We start from the raw sequence: 18,722 nt of genomic DNA, 5'->3' as shown, positions 1-18,722 counted from the left end.
TTATTTGTTGTTACTCCTCGCGTTTCGGGAATCCGTAGCCCGGATATTCCACCACAGGCCATTTCACCTTACGCAATGCATTCAGCAGCTCCGGCCCGGCATTCAGATTACTGCCCACCAGCTGATGGGGAGTCAGGGCCATCCACTGGTTCAAGGAAACGTCGGCGAAGCGGTCGCTTTTGAACATTTCCAGAAACCAGAGCGTGTCTGTGCCGGTATTCTGGATATAATGTCCATAAGCAAAAGGGACATAACCGACGTCTCCGGCTCTATAATTGAAGGTACGGGCTGCGCCGTTTCCCCCGAAGACGGTCATCCGTCCTTGCCCGGCAAGATAATATTGCCACTCATCATTATTCGGGTGCCAGTGCAGTTCCCGCATGGCCCCGGGTTCAATCTCCACCAGTGCCGCGGCAATGGTCCGGGAGATCGGGAAATTGGAGGAGTCGACGATTCTTACACTTCCTCCCGGGGTCTTCAGCGGAGGCTGGGCCAATAATTGATGTTTAAAGCTCAGTGGAATATCCCCATAAGGTGATTGCACCTTTTGACCCTGTATCGTACCAGGCACTTCATCCTGATAGATGTAGACCTGATCGTTCGGTATGCAGTCAAAGGCGGCAGCGGGTACGCCGAAATTCGCCGCCAGGACTTCCTTGGGCGTATGGGCGAACCAGTCGGAGATCGACAGTGTATTCAAATCGGAGAAGCTGCCATCGTCAAAGACTAGCAGGAATTCGCAGCCTTCGGCAAGTCCTTGAATGGAATGCGGAATACCCGGAGGGAAATACCATAGATCTCCGGGGCCGATGTCGGCAATGAAGTTGCGGCCGTTCTGATCCACGGAGGTGATCCGCGCGCTCCCGATCAGCATATAAGACCATTCCGCCTGCTGATGCCAGTGCAGCTCCCGCACTCCGCCGGGCGTCAGGCTCATATTAACTGCTGCCAGAGTCGTGGCGACAGGCAGTTCCCTTACTGTAACTTCCCGTGACCAGCCGCCGCAGTTCAGCTGCATATGGGCATCGGAGAAGGAAAACTTCAGATTCGGAATCAGTCCGTTGTCTGTGGGGGGAGGGACGAACATATCCGGATTCTCGCGGTCCCGCATAATATCGCGCGGCCCGCGGTCGATATTGCCTGCGCCGTCGCTTCTTATCGGCTGGGGAATTTTCATTGTTCCGGCTGAATCCTGTTCAGTGGAATCCATAGATTAAGCTCCTTTCCATATCCGAAAATACATCAATGGGAATATATATGCCGGAAGCCGATTTTTATGAATGGCAGCGGAATGTGGGACACTGGACATGATATTGGATATAATTATTAATATTCAACAAGAATTATAGAGAGCAGGTTTAGAGAACATGACGAATAGCGAACAACAACGTTACCGCTTTAGTGAAGCGCCGATTTGGGAGCTGCAGCGGTCATATTACGAAGAATTGGGCTTGCAAGCCTGGAAAAATGACCAGGTTCCGCAATATATTACGAGCAACCCGATGATCGGGACAGCCTATGCTGAGATGATCTTCGGCTTCCTGCAAGACCGCTATGCACTTGGCCAGACCGATGAGCCAGTTATTATTCTGGAAATGGGTGCGGGTGCAGGCAGACTAGCCTTCCAGGTGCTGCAGAAGCTGAGTGAATTGATCGACTATGCGGGGATTAAGCTGCCTCCATTCCAATATGTAATGAGCGATCTGCCTGTCAAAAATATTGCCGGCTGGCAGCAGCATCCCGGCCTGATCCCTTTTGTTCAGCAGGGAATCCTTGATTTCGCGCGCTTTGACGCGGTCCATGATACCGAGCTGCACCTGACGCACAGCGGCAACGTGATCCATGTGGGCGGACTGAAGCAGCCGCTGCTGGTAATCGCCAACTATTTCTTTGACAGCATTCAGCAAGAACTGCTCTATATCGACGAAGGCAAAATTTATGAATGCGAGGTTTCCCTAAAGTATCCGGAGGAAGCCGAATCGCTGGGAACTTCAGAGGTGCTGAAGGGGATCATTCCGGAATATCATTACAGCCGTGCAGCAGGGTATGAAGAGAAGTCGTATCCGTATCACGTGGTGGCGGACTACTACCGGGAGAAGCTGGAGGATACCCATATTCTGTTCCCGGCTACGGCGCTGGCTTGTATGGAACGGCTGGACAGTTTGTCCCAAGCGGGCTTTCTGCTGTTGACCGCCGACAAGGGCGATCAACGGCTGGAGAACTGGGAGTTTGCAGAGCCCCCTAAGCTGATGCATCACGGAAGTATCTCCTTAACGGCCAATTATCACGCGATGCAGTACTTTTTTGAGCAAAAGGGTGCACTTTCGCTGTTCACCCCGCATCATTATAAGAACCTGAACGTTGGCTGTATTCTGAAGCTTAAAGATCCGGCGAGCCATGTGCATACCCGGCTGGCTTACCGGCGGTTTGTCGACCGGTTCGGACCGGATGACTTCTTCAGCCTGAAGGTATGGGTGGATCAGAACTTCGATAGCATCGGGCTGCAGCAAATTCTCGCTTTCTGGCGTCTCGGCGGATATGATGCTGAGCTGTTCATCCAGAGCGCTGAGCGTATTTCCAGCCTGCTGGAGGATGCGAATGACGAAGAACTGCTGGATCTCCAGCATGGTATACAGCAGATGTGGGCAGGATATTACCCGATGCCCCAGAGGTATGATCTGGCGCTGGATAGCGGACTGCTGCTATTTGAAATGGATATGTACCGCGATGCCCGCATGTTCCTGGAACGCTCGCTTCATGAGAGTGAGGAAGAGCCGGTAATTACAGTGCTCTATTGCCTGGCGATTTGCAGCTATGAGCTGGAGGATCTGGAGGCGGCACTGGAATATACACGCAAAGCACTGGTCCTGGAGCCGGAACATGAGGAAGCCTTGGACCTGCTGGCCGCACTCAGTGAGGGGTAAACCGCCCCTTTACAGGAACAGGGATTGTTTGGTATTCTATACAAAATAATGACACGCGATGATGAGAAGAGTAGATAAATTCATTCCTTCACAGAGAGCCCCGGATGCTGAAAAGGGGTAGGGAATGTTTTGTTGAAACAAGCCTCTGAGCGGCGTATCGGAACCGGCAGCCGGGGATGGTACGACAGGTGCTCCTGTTACAGAGCTAGAGTATAAGCCTTGCCTTTTCAGCAATGCCGTACTTGATGAGTTTAATATGGCGACATATTAATAAACCTGGGGTGGTACCGCGAGAATCTCGTCCCCAAGACGCAAAGTCTTGGAGGTGAGGTTCTTTTTTGTTGCGCAGAATTACTGTTTAGGAGCGGTTATTGCACACACACAGGAGGGTTTAGCTATGAGTAATGTAAATGAGACGCCAGAAGAGAAGAATGAAGAGAACTATATGGAGAAACTGATCAGGGAAGATGTGGAAGGCGGCGTCTACAGCAGAGCGGTCTGCACAAGGTTTCCGCCGGAGCCGAACGGGTATCTTCATATCGGCAGCGCGTTTGCGATTCATACCAACTATGACATGGCCCGCAGATTCAATGGAGTATTTAATCTGCGCTTTGATGATACCAACCCGCTGAAAGAAGATATGGAATATGTGAAGGCCATCATAGAAGATATCGAGTGGCTGGGCTGCAGCCCGGGAGAGCATATTTATTACGGCTCCGACTATTCGGAGCAAATCTACAGCAGTGCGGTGGCCTTGATCCGCAAGGGCAAAGCCTATGTTTGTGATTTGTCTCCTGAGGAGGTCACCGCCTTCAGGGGGACTTTAACCGAACCGGGAACGAACAGCCCTTACCGGGAGCGCACGGTGGAAGAGAATCTGAGCCTGTTCAGCGGAATGAGAAACGGGGAGTATCCTTCCGGGTCCAGGGTGCTGCGGGCCAAAATAGATATGGGATCGCCCAACATCAATCTGAGGGACCCCATACTGTACAGAATCCTTCATGCCGAACATTACCGGACAGGGGAGGCGTGGTGCATTTATCCGCTGTATGATTTTGCCCATCCCATTCAAGACGCCATTGAAGGCGTAACACATTCCTTGTGCTCTCTGGAATTCAAGGATCACCGGCCATTATACGAATGGGTGCTGAATGAGCTGGAGACCGCCGAGGCGCCCAAGCAAAGGGAATTCGGCAGGGTTAACCTGACCGGTGTTGTTACCAGCAAACGTTACCTCCGGCAGCTGGTTGCCGGCAATTATGTGGAAGGCTGGGATGATCCAAGACTGCCCACACTTCGCGGACTGCGGAGAAGAGGGTTTACGCCGGAGAGCATCAAGAGCTTTGTGCTGGGGATTGGCATGGTCAGAAATCAGACAATGGTTGACTTCTCGATGCTGGAGCATAGCCTGAGACAGGACTTGAAAGCCAAAGCGCCTAGTGTAATGGCGGTGCTTGATCCTTTAAAGGTCGTGATCACCAATTATTCCGGGCAAGCCGGAGAGAATTTTGAGCTGCTGGAGATAGATAACAACAGTGAGAATCCAGAGCTAGGCACAAGAAAGGTCCCTTTCTCGGGAGTCGTATATATCGAGCGGGAGGATTTCATGGAAGAACCGTCTCCGGGCTTTCGCCGTCTGACGACGGGTGGAGAGGTGCGGCTGAAGGGGGCTTACATTATCAAATGCAATGAAGTGGTCAAGGACGCGGCAACGGGGGAGATCACTGAGCTGCGCTGTACCTATGACCTTGAAACGAAGAGCGGAAGCGGCTTTAACGGGCGGAAAGTGAAAGGAACGCTCCACTGGGTATCTGCTGGTCACGGCATTCGGGCAGATGTATATCTGTACGAGAAGCTACTCAAAGACAACGAGGGTCCTAAGGGCGATACCGGGACATGGGGAGATGTCATTAACCCGGATTCGGTGAAGCTTCTGAAGAATTGCCTGCTGGAGCCATTTGTGGAAGGGGCATTGCCGGAGGCAAAATTCCAATTTATGCGCCATGGATATTTCTGTGCCGACAGCAAGCGCAGCGGCGAAGACCGGCTGGTATTCAACAGAATTGTTCCACTGAAGGATAGCTGGAAGGGGAAGAAATAGCTCTTTGAGGAAGCGGGCAAGAACAGGGGATTTCATCCTGAATCTTGCCCGTTTTTTTAAAATTCAAGAATTTATATGCTTCACGCTATAAATTATCCGTTTCCACTTGTGGAATCTTATGTTGTGGAAGCTCCGCAAAATACCCAAAATCCGCTTTGCAGTGGAGGCTCACTTACTGGGCTTATGGTACATATGATTAATTATGATTGCCGGACAGTAATTTGAGTTAAGAATAGGTGATAGTTTTATTGGAAAATTCCATGAAAATTACATTTACATTTTTCAATAAGCAGATTATAATAAAAATAAGTTAAATGTTGCATCAGGGAAACTTTCATGTGTGAAGACAACTTTTTCCGGGCAAGAGGAGGGTTTGAAATGATCGAGCAAAACGTGGTGGAAACACCCAAAATGATAAATAATCCTAAGCACAAGAATACAATTTCAGCACAAGCAGTACTTAACGGGGACGTCAAAGGATTGAAGAGACTCCTTCCGTTTCTGGGCCCGGCCTTTATTGCCTCAGTAGCGTATCTGGACCCCGGGAATTTCGCCACGAACATTACGGCCGGATCGAAATACGGTTACCTGTTGTTATGGGTCATTGCCGCATCGAATTTAATGGCCGTGCTGATACAGTCCTTATCCGCCAAGCTTGGCATAGCTACCGGAAAGAATCTGCCGGAAGTGGCGCGCGAACGCTTCCCGAAGGGCGCTTCAATTTTTTTATGGATACAAAGCGAACTGGTCATTATTGCCACAGACCTGGCGGAGTTTATCGGGGCAGCCCTTGGACTATATCTGCTATTCGGGATACCCATGCTGCCTGCCGCAATCATTACCGCTGTCGGTTCATTCGCTATTCTTGAGCTGCAGCGGCGTGGTTACCGGACGCTTGAGGCCGGGATTGCTTCGATGGTGCTGATCGTCGTCTTAGCCTTTGCTTTCCAGGTCATTATGGCTAAGCCGGATGCCGGAGCAGTAATCGCCGGAATATTCACCCCTGCATTTGAGGGTGTGGACAGCATCCTGCTGGCAGCAGGGATTCTCGGGGCAACAGTCATGCCGCATGCGATTTATCTTCATTCTTCACTGACACAGAGCCGTGTGGTCGGGATTGACGAAAAAGAGAAAAAACAGATTTTCAAGCTGGAAATGATCGATATCGTTATTGCGATGGTTATTGCCGGTGCTGTGAATATGGCGATGGTAATCGTTGCCGCTGCCCTTTTCTTTAAGAACGGGCTTGTAGTTGAAGACTTGGATGTGGCCTTCCAGCTGTTCAGTCATTTGGCCGGTCCTGTAACGGCAGTTTCGTTCGGCCTTGGACTCTTGATCGCAGGGCTGTCGAGTTCTTCGGTTGGGACGATGGCCGGTGATGTGGTTATGCAGGGATTCATTAATAAGAGAATCAACCTGTATCTGCGGCGGGCGATTACGATTATTCCTCCGCTGGCGATTATCGCCTTTGGCATCAATCCGACCCGCGCACTGGTAATGAGCCAGGTGGTACTGTCCTTCGGGATAGCCTTTGCTTTGATCCCGCTTGTTATTTTCACCAGCAACCGCCAGATTATGAAGGGGCTGGTCAACCACCGGATTACTACGGTTTTGGGCTGGATCATCTCTGCGCTGGTCGTATCGCTCAACCTGTTCCTGATTGTTGAAATGTTCATCTAAAATGCAGAATCAGACAAAACCCCGCTCCCCCGGCGACTGTCAGGTATAACCTGACAGCACACCGGAAGGCGGGGCTTTTTGTACATAAGGATGTATAAGCTATACGCTGATTATTGCTTCACGATATCCTGTACGGATTTATCCAGCTTTTCCAGGAGCTGATCGTGGTCAATTTGTCCGCCGAGATATTCCTGCATCGCAGCGCCGAAGCCCTGAGTTACACCGTCAGGGAACATATCCCAGTTCCAGCCGAGTGCAGTTGCGGATTTTTCTTGGACAGCAACGGCAACCTGGCCGATATCTTCTGCAGCTGTTTCAATATCAGTCTCAGCCGGAATGAACTTGAATTCCTTCGTCAAATATTGTTTGCCGGTCTCCGAGGATACGAGCCAGTTCAGGAACGCTTTGGCTTCTTCCGGATGTGCGGATTTGCTGTTTACAACATAGTTATTAGGTACTCCTACCAGAATGGTGCCTTCTTCATCACTGATCGGGAGCGGGAGCAGGCCAAGGTTCAGTGCAGGGTCAATCTTGTCGATGTCACCCTGAGTCCAGTTGCCCTGCATCATCATTGCCGCTTTGCCGGAGGCGAAATCAGCAACCTGAGTCGCATAGTCGGTAGTCATTTTGTTATCTTGGGCGTTGTCGAAGATTACATCCACCAGATCAAGCCATTGCTCGAACACGGCATTGCCTTTAAAGGTTTGCGTACCTGCTTTGACATCATCGACAAATTTCTTCGGATCAGGCTGGTGGGCAAGACCAACATTCACAAGGTGCATCCCCATGGACCACCATTCGTTGGTTGCTTCAAATGGAGTGATGCCGGCAGCTTTCAGCTTCGCGGCAGCGTCCTTAAGCTGGGACAGTGTTTTTGGTTCTTCAGTAATACCAGCTTTGGTAAACAGATCCTTGTTATAAATAAGGCCATAGCCCTCGACATTCATCGGCATGCCGTACAGCTTGCCGTCTACAGTAGCAGGAGTTTTGGAGGTAGGGATCAGTTTTGCTGCCCAAGGCTGGTCTGACAAGTCGGTAGCGCGGTCCAAATAAGGAACCAGAGCGGTGTAGCCGCCGTTATTGAAAATTTCCGGTTCCGAGCCTGAAGCGATTTCCGCTTTGAGCAATGCGCCATAATCTTCGCCGCCGCCATGCGTTTCGACTTCAACCTTGACCCCGGTTTCTTTCTCATACAGTTCAGCCAATGTGTTCAGCTGTTCGGCAATTTCGACCTTGAACTGGAACATTTTGATCGTCACATCTTTGGCAGGAGCTTTGGTCGACTCAGTTGCTGCTGACTCTTTCGGGGCGTTGGTAGCGGTTCCATTGTTCCCGGAATTAGTATTGCCGCCATTGCCGCAACCTGCGATAATGAGTGTGCAAACGGTTGCGATAACAAACGTGAACTTTCTTTTCATAGAATAACCTCCCTGGTCTGTGGTTCCTACAACTTGATCGTAATGCATATGACCTTACACTTACACTTAATATTTTGCTCGAAAAAGTGGATATTGTTGCAACCCTTTTATCCCTTGACGGATCCTGAAGTAACTCCTTCAACAATATAACGCTGCAGCGTCAGGAAGAACAGGAGGATCGGTGTAATGGCCATGACCAGTCCCGCGAGCGCAAGATCCCACTTCTTAGTGTACTGCCCGAAGAATTTGGTTACAGCTACCGGCAGTGTAGTCAGATCCTTATTCCCGCCGATGACCAGCACAGGCAGCAGGTAGTCATTCCAGATCCAAAGGGTGTTCAGAATAATTACAGTAACAATAATTGGCATCAGCAGCGGGAAGACAATTTTGAAGAAAACACCGTAAGGATTGGAGCCGTCGACCCGGGCCGCTTCCTCCAGCTCAAAGGGCACAGTTTTGATAAAGCCGTGGAACAGGAAGACTGATAGAGGCATCCCGAACCCCAGATAGCAAGCGACAATACCGTAAAGTTCTCCGCGCAGTTCCAGGATACTGGTTACCCGGACCAATTGCAGCATCAGCGACTGGAAGGGAATAATCATCGCCGAGATGAGCAGCAGGAAAACAAAGGAATTGAAGCGCGACGGCTTTCTAACGATCTGATAAGCGGCCATGGAGCTGAACAGAACAATAAAGATAACGCTCAGGATGGTAATCTGCAGAGAGTTCCAGAAAGCCTGCGGGAATTCTATGGCGTCCCAGACTTTAGAATAATTGCTCCACACAAAAACCTGCGGAAACGATGCAGCATCAGTCAGAATTTCCTTAAGCCCTTTAACAGAGTTGCTAAGCACCAGGTAGAACGGAGACAGGAAGACAAGGGCCAGGAGTATGGCGGCAATTTCCAGAATGAAATTTCCGGGACGGTATCTGCTGCTATTCATTATGCCGACACCTCTTTTCTCTTAGTGATCCATACCTGAGTAACGGTGATCAGTGATACAGCAGCGAAGAAGAGCAGCGCTTTGGCTGTGCCGAGACCGTACCGGTTGTTGATCAGCGCTTCCGCATAAATGTTATAGGCGAGCGACTGGGTGGAGGTTCCCGGTCCGCCCTTAGTCAGCGACAGGTTGAGATCGAACATTTTAAAGGCATTGGATGTGGTAAGGAACAGGCAGATCGTGATGGCCGGCATGATCAAAGGCACATAGACGCTTTTGAACAGCTGTGGGGCTCGGGCGCCATCGATCTTGGCCGCTTCAATCAGATCCTTTGGAATCCCGGCGAGCGAGGCAATATAGATAACCATCATATACCCGGCAGTCTGCCACACAAATACGATGACAAGGCCCCAGAAGCCAGTGCTGGGCGTACCGAGCCAAGGCAGCTGGAAGAAGGAGATTCCGGTGATTTCGCCGATTGTCCCGAAGCCCTTGGTGAAGATAAACTGCCAGATGTATCCTAGCAGAATACCGCCGATTACATTGGGCATAAAGAAGATGGTACGCAGCAATTTCTTGGTCTTCAGTGTTGTCATCAGCAGGAAGGCCAGCAGCAGTGCCAGCACATTCGCGGCAACTACGGACACTATAGTGAAGCGAAGGGTAAAGAGCAGGGATTCCCAGAACTTATCATCATTCAGAAAAATCCGTTTCCAGTTGGCGGCGCCTGTCCAGACTGCTTTGTCCAGATCCAGCCCGTTCCAGTCGGTGGAAGAATAATAAAAGCCGAGAAAGAAGGGTGTGACCACAATGGTCAGGAAGAAGAGCAGGCAGGGTCCGAGGAAAACGATTTGCTGTCCCCAGCCTCTTTGCAAACGCAGAGCTTTTCTCATATGGAATCTCCTTTGTATAGTTTTTCAACGGGTTCATACCCTCATTATAGGAAGAGGCAGGAGTCATCAACACTCAATTTGGTGATTATAAAAGTGGATTATATTGCAGGAGGAAATGAGCATGTTCAGAAACAGTATCCGGACCCGGCTGATGGCGCTTGTGCTGTTGGCCTCGGTGATCCCGTCGGGGATATCCGTAACGTTCTCATATCTCTATACCAAGCAATCGGTAACCGAACAGTCGGTGAAGCAGAATACGAAGCTGCTGACGCTTGGGGAGGCCAATCTCAGCAGTTATTTCAGCGGCATGAATCAGCAGGCGATGTCCCTGTACAGCGGAATCAATGTCCCCAGCTCCTTCTATACTAGCCTGCTTACGGCCAAACATCCGGATAATGCTCCGGAAAACGCTGTGTTGCCGGATAACCGGGCGATCATCTCAACCCAGCTGTACAACCTTTTCCTCTCCGACCGCAACACCTTTCAGATTCACCTGTATGTCCGGGCGGCCAAGCAGTCGAATCTGGTGCTTGGCGGGCTGTTCCGCCGGGAGAACAAAGATGATTACGTCCCGTTGATCCATCCTGAGGAAACGTACCGGCCTTATATTGAGGTTACGCATATGGATCATCAATACGGGATGAAGTCCGGATTCCCCAATTTGAAATCGGGTACTGTGCCGGTTTTTACTGCTCATTTCCCCATTTACCGAACGCCGAGCGATGCTGTTCTGGCCGATCTGTCGATTGATTTCCGCTTGGGGGAGCTGGAGGGAATCGTCAAATCCATGTACAATTCGGATACAGAACGGCTTTATATCTTGAATGAACAGGGGGAGGCCTTGTTTGCATCTGATTCCGATTGGATCGGCAAACCGGTCACCGCGGGCTGGAGCCAGCTGCCGGGGAAGGATGACAATGGCCATTTCACCTGGAAGAAGGATGGTTTCGAGGGTATTGTGATGTATCGCCACATTGAGAATACGTTGTTCAAGGGCAGCATCATCAAGCTGGTTCCCTATGAAGATCTGTATGGCGATGCCAGAACGATCACCCGGTTCAACACCGGAATCGGTGTGCTGTTCCTGATCCTTGGCGGACTCAGCGCGGTATTAATCTCCGTCGGATTCACAAGGCCAATCAAGAAGCTGATCTCCTTCACCCAGAAAGTGCAGATTGGTCAGCTTGATGCGCATATGGATGCCGAACGGGAAGATGAATTCGGCCTCCTGACACGCAAAATCACCGGCATGACCCGGACGATCAACGATCTTATCTTAAAGGAATACAAACTTGAGCTGGCCAACAAGACCAATCAGCTGAAGGCGCTGCAGGCCCAGGTCAATCCTCATTTCCTGTATAATGCCCTGCAGTCCATTGCCAGTCTGTCCTTGCGCTACAATGCACCCAAGGTGTATGATCTCATCTATTCGCTTGGCAGTATGATGCGCTATTCCATGAACACGGAGCGGACGCAGGTCCCGCTTCGTGATGAACTGGAGCATGTGCAGAATTACGTGATCCTGCAGACGGAACGTTTCGGGGAAGAGAACTTAAGGCTGGATATTGATGCAGAGGAAGCTGCTCTGGAGATTGCCGTGCCCAAGATGATTCTGCAGCCCATTGTTGAGAATATATTCAAGCACGGGTTTACGGACGGGATCCGCGAGGCTGTAATCTCCATCACCTGTGCTCTGGATGCCAACGGCAGCCTGCGGCTTGCCGTCAAGGACAACGGCAAAGGAATCACTGCGGAACGGCTGGAGGAAATTACAGCCGGACTTCAGCAGAGCGGCCGGACAGAGCACGAAGAGATTGGGCTGCACAACGTACTGGCGCGTGTGCGGCTGCAGATGAGCAGCGGGGCAGAGCTATTGCTGCAGAGTGTTGAAGGCGGCGGGGTTAAGGTGACACTTATTATTCCGCTGGATAAGATGGACCCAACAAATTAAGGGAGTGCAATGGACCCAAAGGAGCGGCAAGTGAGATGAAGGTGCTGATTGTAGACGATGAGAAGCATGTGCGTGAGGCGATCCGCTATTTTGTACCGTGGGAGAAATATCGGATTTCAGAGATTTTTGAGGCGACCAACGGGCAGGAAGCTACGCTGATTATGCAGGAGCAGCAGCCGGCGATTGTCTTCACGGATATGCGGATGCCGCTGATGGACGGTGCGGAGCTGCTGGAATGGCTGCATCATCATTTCCCGAATACGAAGACAATCGTCATTAGCGGGTATCAGGACTTCAATTATGTAAAGCCGGCAATCGTCTACGGCGGGACAGATTATTTGCTGAAGCCCCTGAACAGCAAACAACTGATTGCCGCAGCTGAGCATGCCTTCAAGCTGTGGTTGGAGGAAGAGGAGGAGCGGCAGCAGAGTCACCGGCAGAATATGCAGCTTAATGTGCTGCGGCCGCTGTACTGGGACAAGATGCTCTCGGATCTGGTCTCCGGTCATGCCTCATTTCAGGAGCTGAAGCCTTCCTTGTGCGAAGAGCTGGGGTTGCCCGGGGATGCGGCAACCTGCAGAGTTGCCGTAATCTCGCTCCAGCGTGCAAACTGCCGCCTGCTGGAGCGGTTTCATGGCGATGTGCCGCTGACCTCCTTCGTGCTGGCGAACGTCTGCAATGAGGTGATCTCCCCCGGGAGAAGCGGCTTTGCCTTTCGCAGCTGGCAGGCCGGCACCGATATTGTCATTCTTTTCTGGACGGCGGCTCTGGATGCGGAAGTGTGGGTGCGGCTTATCAATGAATCGATCAAACAGACCTATGGGGTACAGGTGGATATAGGACTCAGCCGGCCCGTGGCTTTTCCCGAAGGGCTGCAAAACGCCTTCCGTCAGGCGCGTCAAGGCCTTAGTGAGCGCAATCTCCTGCAGCGGGAAGGGCGCATTTATCATTACAGGGAGCTGACGGAGGAGAGTGGGTCTGTGGAAGACCACGTGCTGGAATCGCTGCTGGACAAGCTCAGGGTGGCTGTATTATCGGGGGATCTGCAGAGAATGGAACGGGTGGTTGATGAATGGGCGGATCAGCTTTCAGGGCTGTCGCTGCTCACCGAGAATAACTTTCTGCACCAGCAGGAAGAGATCCGCGCCGTTCTGATGCGCTGGCGGCAGAATGAGGAGATTACCTTTGAGCTGTGTTATGACGAAGAGGGGCTTTTCTCCGTTGAGCACTGGCGGAATCAGTTAAAGACCATGCTGCAGCAATTGTGGAAAGGGAATTCTCAGACACCGGACAGCCGGCTTGTTCAGGAAATCCGGGATTACCTCAATCAGAACTACGCCAAGGACATGACGCTTCAGCATATCGCCGAGCGCTTTTTTATCAGCAGGGAGAATGTGTCACGCAAGTTCAAACAGATCAGCGGGGAGAACCTGTCCGATTATTTAACTGCACTGAGAATAGACAAGGCCAAGACGCTGCTGCAAAATACAAACCTGCGGCTATCGCAGATTTCGGAGCTGGTCGGCTATGAGGATGAGAAGTATTTCAGCCGGGTTTTTAAGAAATCGACCGGGCAGACTCCGCGTGAATACCGCAAGCAGGAGAACTCTCTGTAGCGAAATAACCACTCCACTATGGACAAAAAATGGAGCCGTCCTATAAATTTCAGAATTCCCCATCTTTTACCGATAATAGTCATACGGATATCGCACATCATTTTATCGGTTAAATGGGAGGGTTGGTATGGTATGGATAGTTATTTAGGCAGAATCCTCAAAAATGATCTGATCAATGCGTACGGTGTAACTGTAATACCGGCAAGAAGCGTATTGAACGCAGAGCACTTGGAACTCATCCGCAAGCAAAGAATCAATACATTGGATATCGTATTCACCGATGAACAACCACAGACGCCGGCCTGCCGCGAGATGGTTAACGGTGTGGTGGAAGTGTCGAAGGATTTGTTTAATTCTTTCAGATTAACCCGCAAAGTTCCATTGGCGGATATAAGAAAGGATGTCGTACCGGTTGTTCAGGAGATTTCACTCCTTCCCGATATTTTTGCGCTGTTCGAAGCGATTCAGGGGAAGGACGATTATACATACCAGCACAATATTGGCGTAGGTGTGTTATCCACATTGATTGGCAGATGGATGAATATGGGGCAGGCGGAGCTGTCGGTGCTTTCCCTAGCTGCAACCTTGCATGATATCGGCAAGCTCAAAATTCCTCCTGAGTTGCTGAATAAACCGGGCAAGCTGACTACCGAAGAATTCGCCCTCGTCAGAAAGCACACGATTTTCGGCTATGAGATGTTGAAGGAGACGACGGGGGCTAATTCACATATCACCTTGACCGCGCTCCAGCATCATGAAAGGAATGACGGTAAGGGGTATCCGCTGGGGCTGAAGGAAGAACAGATTGATTCCTACAGCAAAATCGTTGCCGTTGCCGACATCTTTCATGCGATGTCCTCCAAGCGGCCCTATCATGAAGCTATGCCGTTCCATCTCATTGTGGAGCAGATGAGGAGAGGCAGCTTTGGGGCGCTTGACCCGCATGTGGTCTCAGTGTTCCTGGAGAATATTGTGAAACGGACCGTCGGGCGTGATGTGATCTTAACCGACGGCCGTGTCGGTGAAATTGTCTACTTGAATCCCCATAACATCGAAACGCCCTTAATCAAGATAGATGGTGAATATATCGACCTTGGTAAAATGAGGGATCTCAAGATCAAAGAAATCAGTATATAGCCGTTTCGCCATTAACCTTTAAAATAGTCCGCGAGCCCCTCGGCAATTGCCTTGGCGGCTTTTTTCTGATAGGCAGATGTGCGGACGACCGCTTCATCGTTCCGGTTGCTTAGGAACCCGAGCTCCACCAGTGCTGCCGGAAGGTTGTTCTCCCGCAGAATATGGTAGTTGCCGAAGGATACTCCATTGCTCTTCAAGCCGATGCCCTGCCCGAGCCGGTTCTCAATGGAGCGTGCCAGGCGCAGATCATCCGATTCCGAGTAATAAAAAGTCAGCGTGCCGCTTACATTCTTCGGGGAGGAGTTGTAATGGATGCTGACAAAAGCGTCCGCCCCTACAGACTGCCCGATCTGCACCCTTCTGGCGAGGGAAGGGCGCTGGTCTTGAGCGCGTGTCAGCTCCACACGGGCTCCCTTGGCTGTCAGGTAGTCGCGGACATACAATGCTGTCTGCAGATTCAGATCCTTCTCCAACGTGTCAAAGGATGTGCCGAGCATGCCGGGGTCGCTGCCGCCATGACCCGGATCAATGACGATCCGCTTGCCATTGATCCCGCCAGTCTGCCTAAGGCTGCCAGTCGTTCGGCTCCCGCTTCCTGTACTCGCGGAGCTTCCGCTGGTAATATACTGTGCTGCGACCCAGCCGGTCTCCCCGCTGGCGGTGCGGATCCGCACCCAACCGTTCTGCCGCAGCAGAACAGTCACGGAGTCCTCTGCCTTTAACGCTCCGAGTATCTTATAACCGGTTCCCGGACCTCCCCGGATGCGCAGGGAATCGGCTGTAACCATTGCTGTGCTGCCGCCGCTTCCAGAGGCCTTGGCGGGTGTAGATACAGCAACTGCTGCAAGGGATTCACCGCCTGTCCCGTTTACTTTTATAAGATAATACCCCGCAACCCAGCCGGAGATTGAACCGGACCGTACTTTTGCCCAGCCATGCTGCTCATCGGTAACGGTCACCTGTGCGCCGCTCTTTAAGGATCCTGTAACTGCCGCATTGGCTGCCGGCTCGCTGCGTACATTGAGGGAGCTTGCACTCACTTTTGCTGTATAGGCTCCTGCAGCAGAGCTGGTTGCAGGCTGCAGCATGCTTCCTGTGAGCAAGGAGGCTGCCAGCACTGCGGTATGTATATATTTGTTCATAAATTTCCTCTCTTCCCGGATGGATAAATGTCTATTACCCGTTTCATCGGTCAAAGAAAAGGATTTGGTTAAAATTTAATAGAAATTAAACCTCTGTTCCAAAGCGGTAAAGCACTGTATAATTGTTGCATATTGGAAAAGTTTGTAAAGGAGTGCCGTCGTGACCAGACCCAAACTATTCATCGGATCATCCAGGGAATCCATCCGTTACGCCCGGGCGATCCACGAACAGCTAAAGCGAGAAGCCGAGGTTAATCCTTGGTATGCCAATGCCTTCCGTGCGAATGAATATACGATGGAGGCGCTGGAGAGACATCTGGATGAGAGCGATTTTGCCGTATTCATCTTTTCACCTGATGATGTGGCTCAAATCCGCGGCAAATATTATTATGTCACCCGTGATAATACACAGTTCGAAATGGGGCTGTTCTGGGCCAGGCTGCGGCGCAAACGTGTCTTTTGCCTGCTTCCGGACCGGGTAGCCCCGCGTACGGATTTGATTCCCGGCAAGAATATCGAAGAGTATCATCTCTTATCCGATCTGTCCGGACTCACCCCGCTGGAGTATGAATGGCAGCATGATAATCCGGTGGCAGCCGTTGATGTCAGCTGCGGGAAGATCCTGGACAGTATTCAGGAGCAGGGGAGCTACCGCGATCCCCTGAAGGAATTGGAACATTTGGGCTTGGAGCTTAGGCGCAAGGAAAGTATCCTTCATTTCTTCTGGCAATATAATAGTAATGTGGCCGGAGCTCAGGGTGGAGAGAAATACCAGGCGCTCAGCGAGGCTATCCGCAATTCCTTTCTGCTGCCCGGACAATGCCGGGTAATTGGCGCCGCGCTCTGGCGGGAAAGTGAGAAGGAAGGTCTGATCCAGGTAGGGGGAAATGTGGGCCGTGGGCATTGTTACCCTTTCTCATTAAGTGAAGACAAAGGGAAACGGCCCGGTGTTCTCGATGCTTATCTGAGCAAGGAATGGACCTTTTTTCAGCGTACTGAAGTTGCCGAGGTATATATCCTATGCTATCCTTTAGGTGAGCAGCATGTCCTTTCTGTCCATTTTTCGGGAGACGACGGGCTATCTGCGGAGGATCTTACCACAGTGGTTGCTTACAACCGCGATTTGTTCCGTACCGTCAATTATTTAGTGGGAGGGGACTAGGAGTATGAAGAATATGAAGGGTGTAGTCAGTTTGTCCAGTGCGGTCCGCCGATCCGCAGGCGGCAACGGCAGCAGTTCCGGAGGGACACGGCGCTCTAAGGGCAAGGCAAGTGCAGGCCGGGCAGCAAAGCCGGCTTCCTCGGCAGGCCACGTATATATTGCGCCATCGCTGGATGGCGGAGATGAGGAATACAAGAAGCTTATCAGCGGGAAGGTCGACAACAGCAAGCCTTCATTCGCCTAAATAGTTAAGGGGTCCCCGGCATCAGCCGGAGACCTCTTTTTGTAATTATAAGAATTTATTTGCTTTTCGCTTCTTAGATCTCATGGTGCGAAGACCGGCTGCTACGCTTCTTGGCAATTTCCCGCCGCACGACCGGTGCCACCTCCGTTGCGAGCAGCTCAATAGCCGTCGCTACCTTGTTGAAGGGGAGTCCGCCAATGTCCAGCTGGGCCATAAAGCGGTTATGGCCGAACAGCTCATGCTGGTACAGGATTTTCTCTATAATCTGTTGCGGACTGCCAACGGCAAGCGTGTTAACAGGAGAGACGAACCGTCCGAAATCGCTGCGGGATACTCCGTACTCCTGGCCCGGATGCGGGCTGATGGCATTGCGGTAGCTGTAATAGTAAGGGTAGTACTCGTCCAACGCCTGCTGTGACGTCTTCGCAATATATCCGTGGCTGGTGATGGCGATCTTTAAGTCCTCTGGAGCATGACCGGCTTTGGCTCCGCTTCTGCGGTAGGTTTCGGCAAGATTCTGAAAGGGTTCAGGACTGCCGCTGAGAATGGCGATAGCCATCCCAATACCAAGCGTGCCGGCTCTTTCGGCACTTTCGGCCGAACCGCCAATGCCGACCCAGAGCGGGAGCTTCCGCTGCAAAGGCCGCGGGGCGATCTCGGCATTCTTCAGCGGGGAGCGGAAGGTTCCCTTCCAGTTCATGACTTCATGCTGATTGAGCTCCAGCAGCAGATCAAGGTTCTCCGTGAACAGCTTCTTGTAATCTTCCAGCTCATATCCGAACAGGGGGAAGGATTCCAGAAAAGCACCTCGTCCGGAGATGATCTCCGCCCGGCCGTCCGACAGAAGATCAAGTGTGGCGAAGTCTTCGAAGACCCGTACCGGATCTATGGTGCTCAGCACCGTTGTGGCGCTTGTCAGCTTGATCCGTTTCGTGGCCTGCGAAATTGCCGCGAGTACAACCGGCACCGAGGAGATGACAAAATCAAGCCGGTGATGCTCACCGACGCCGAAGACGTCCAGCCCCGCCTCATCGGCCAGCTTGGCCGCTGCGATGACTTCATGGAGACGCTGCCGGGGGCTGATGGTCTGACCTGTATGACAATCGGCTACGATGTCACCGAGTGTGTAAATACCGAATTCAAACTCCGGCACGTTTTCTTGTGGAACGCTGTTATTCATAAATGCTGACCCCTTGTTCAATAGAATGTTAAATATAGTAAATGGTAGCCGGTCCGGTGTGTGAGGAATATTGATGATTATAACATAATAGCTTACAAAATGTAAGTATGTGAACAAATGATAAAGGTCTGTGAACCGCGGAGGTCTTTCAGTCGAGTATCTTCAGAAGAAGCCTATTCAATGCATCCGCTTGAATGAATGTACTTAAGTAAACAGCGTTTTTTCGCTATAAATGAAATGTGATGAAACAAGCCATTCGGTTCTTTTGTAAGCATAAAGAAGGTGTTCCAGAAGCCGTGAATGAATAAGGCTTCCGGGACACCCTCTTGTCGT

14 protein-coding genes and 1 other annotated feature are annotated in these 18,722 nt (G+C 51.3%); of the genes, 8 read left to right on the top strand and 6 right to left on the bottom strand.

Features of this window, described 5'->3' with window-relative positions:
- Positions 1 to 10: 10 nt before the first annotated feature.
- A complete protein-coding gene (locus AC3WT9_RS29245; protein WP_341379867.1) occupies positions 11 to 1,210 on the bottom strand; it encodes an oxalate decarboxylase family bicupin in 1,200 nt (399 codons plus the stop codon).
- A 157-nt stretch (positions 1,211 to 1,367) separates the two neighbouring features.
- Between AC3WT9_RS29245 and AC3WT9_RS29240 the strand changes: the two genes are divergently transcribed.
- The 3 genes from AC3WT9_RS29240 (at position 1,368) to AC3WT9_RS29230 (ending at position 6,705) form a co-directional block, all read left to right on the top strand.
- Entirely contained in the window at positions 1,368 to 2,924 is a 1,557-nt protein-coding gene (locus AC3WT9_RS29240; RefSeq protein ID WP_341379865.1) for an SAM-dependent methyltransferase, read from the top strand.
- A gap of 49 nt (positions 2,925 to 2,973) precedes the next feature.
- Positions 2,974 to 3,233 (top strand) — a binding site (T-box leader).
- 88 nt (positions 3,234 to 3,321) lie between these two features.
- Positions 3,322 to 5,025: a glutamine--tRNA ligase/YqeY domain fusion protein gene (locus tag AC3WT9_RS29235; RefSeq protein WP_341379864.1), complete on the top strand. Its 1,704-nt coding sequence runs from the start codon at positions 3,322 to 3,324 to the stop codon at positions 5,023 to 5,025.
- A gap of 411 nt (positions 5,026 to 5,436) precedes the next feature.
- Positions 5,437 to 6,705, top strand: coding sequence for an Nramp family divalent metal transporter (locus AC3WT9_RS29230; protein WP_445935399.1), 1,269 nt, complete (start codon positions 5,437 to 5,439; stop codon positions 6,703 to 6,705).
- A gap of 110 nt (positions 6,706 to 6,815) precedes the next feature.
- Here the strand turns inward: AC3WT9_RS29230 and AC3WT9_RS29225 are convergent, their stop codons facing one another.
- The 3 genes from AC3WT9_RS29225 to AC3WT9_RS29215 form a co-directional block, all read right to left on the bottom strand.
- Entirely contained in the window at positions 6,816 to 8,123 is a 1,308-nt protein-coding gene (locus AC3WT9_RS29225; RefSeq protein WP_341096495.1) for an ABC transporter substrate-binding protein, read from the bottom strand.
- Between the two features lie 107 nt (positions 8,124 to 8,230).
- Positions 8,231 to 9,067: a carbohydrate ABC transporter permease gene (locus AC3WT9_RS29220; RefSeq protein WP_341096492.1), complete on the bottom strand. Its 837-nt coding sequence runs from the start codon at positions 9,065 to 9,067 to the stop codon at positions 8,231 to 8,233.
- Positions 9,067 to 9,957, bottom strand: coding sequence for a carbohydrate ABC transporter permease (locus AC3WT9_RS29215; protein WP_341096491.1), 891 nt, complete (start codon positions 9,955 to 9,957; stop codon positions 9,067 to 9,069). Before AC3WT9_RS29215 ends, AC3WT9_RS29220 begins: the two co-directional genes overlap by 1 nt.
- A 121-nt stretch (positions 9,958 to 10,078) precedes the next feature.
- On the opposite strand from AC3WT9_RS29215, the gene AC3WT9_RS29210 reads away from it, so the two are divergent.
- The 3 genes from AC3WT9_RS29210 to AC3WT9_RS29200 all read left to right on the top strand — a co-directional run bounded on the left by AC3WT9_RS29210 (position 10,079) and on the right by AC3WT9_RS29200 (position 14,661).
- The gene (locus tag AC3WT9_RS29210) at positions 10,079 to 11,908 is read left to right on the top strand and encodes a cache domain-containing sensor histidine kinase (protein ID WP_341096489.1); all 1,830 of its coding nucleotides are present in this window, start codon (positions 10,079 to 10,081) and stop codon (positions 11,906 to 11,908) included.
- 35 nt (positions 11,909 to 11,943) lie between these two features.
- Positions 11,944 to 13,524, top strand: coding sequence for a response regulator (locus tag AC3WT9_RS29205; protein ID WP_341096487.1), 1,581 nt, complete (start codon positions 11,944 to 11,946; stop codon positions 13,522 to 13,524).
- 132 nt (positions 13,525 to 13,656) lie between these two features.
- A complete protein-coding gene (locus AC3WT9_RS29200) occupies positions 13,657 to 14,661 on the top strand; it encodes an HD-GYP domain-containing protein (protein ID WP_038596726.1) in 1,005 nt (334 codons plus the stop codon).
- An 11-nt stretch (positions 14,662 to 14,672) separates the two neighbouring features.
- Here the strand turns inward: AC3WT9_RS29200 and AC3WT9_RS29195 are convergent, their stop codons facing one another.
- The gene (locus tag AC3WT9_RS29195) at positions 14,673 to 15,803 is read right to left on the bottom strand and encodes an N-acetylmuramoyl-L-alanine amidase family protein (protein ID WP_341379861.1); all 1,131 of its coding nucleotides are present in this window, start codon (positions 15,801 to 15,803) and stop codon (positions 14,673 to 14,675) included.
- A gap of 160 nt (positions 15,804 to 15,963) precedes the next feature.
- Between AC3WT9_RS29195 and AC3WT9_RS29190 the strand changes: the two genes are divergently transcribed.
- Positions 15,964 to 16,965, top strand: a complete 1,002-nt coding sequence (locus tag AC3WT9_RS29190; protein WP_341379859.1) for a TIR domain-containing protein — start codon at positions 15,964 to 15,966, stop codon at positions 16,963 to 16,965.
- Positions 16,966 to 16,969: 4 nt separating this feature from the next.
- Positions 16,970 to 17,209: a hypothetical protein gene (locus tag AC3WT9_RS29185; RefSeq protein ID WP_038596719.1), complete on the top strand. Its 240-nt coding sequence runs from the start codon at positions 16,970 to 16,972 to the stop codon at positions 17,207 to 17,209.
- Positions 17,210 to 17,282: 73 nt separating this feature from the next.
- On the opposite strand, the gene AC3WT9_RS29180 is transcribed toward AC3WT9_RS29185, so the two are convergent.
- On the bottom strand, positions 17,283 to 18,389 hold the full coding sequence (locus AC3WT9_RS29180; protein WP_341096483.1) for an LLM class flavin-dependent oxidoreductase: 1,107 nt from the start codon (positions 18,387 to 18,389) through the stop codon (positions 17,283 to 17,285).
- Positions 18,390 to 18,722 lie beyond the last annotated feature (333 nt).

The organism is Paenibacillus sp. EB106-06-01-XG199 (genome assembly GCF_058791575.1).
This window is presented reverse-complemented; position numbering and strand designations above follow the sequence as displayed.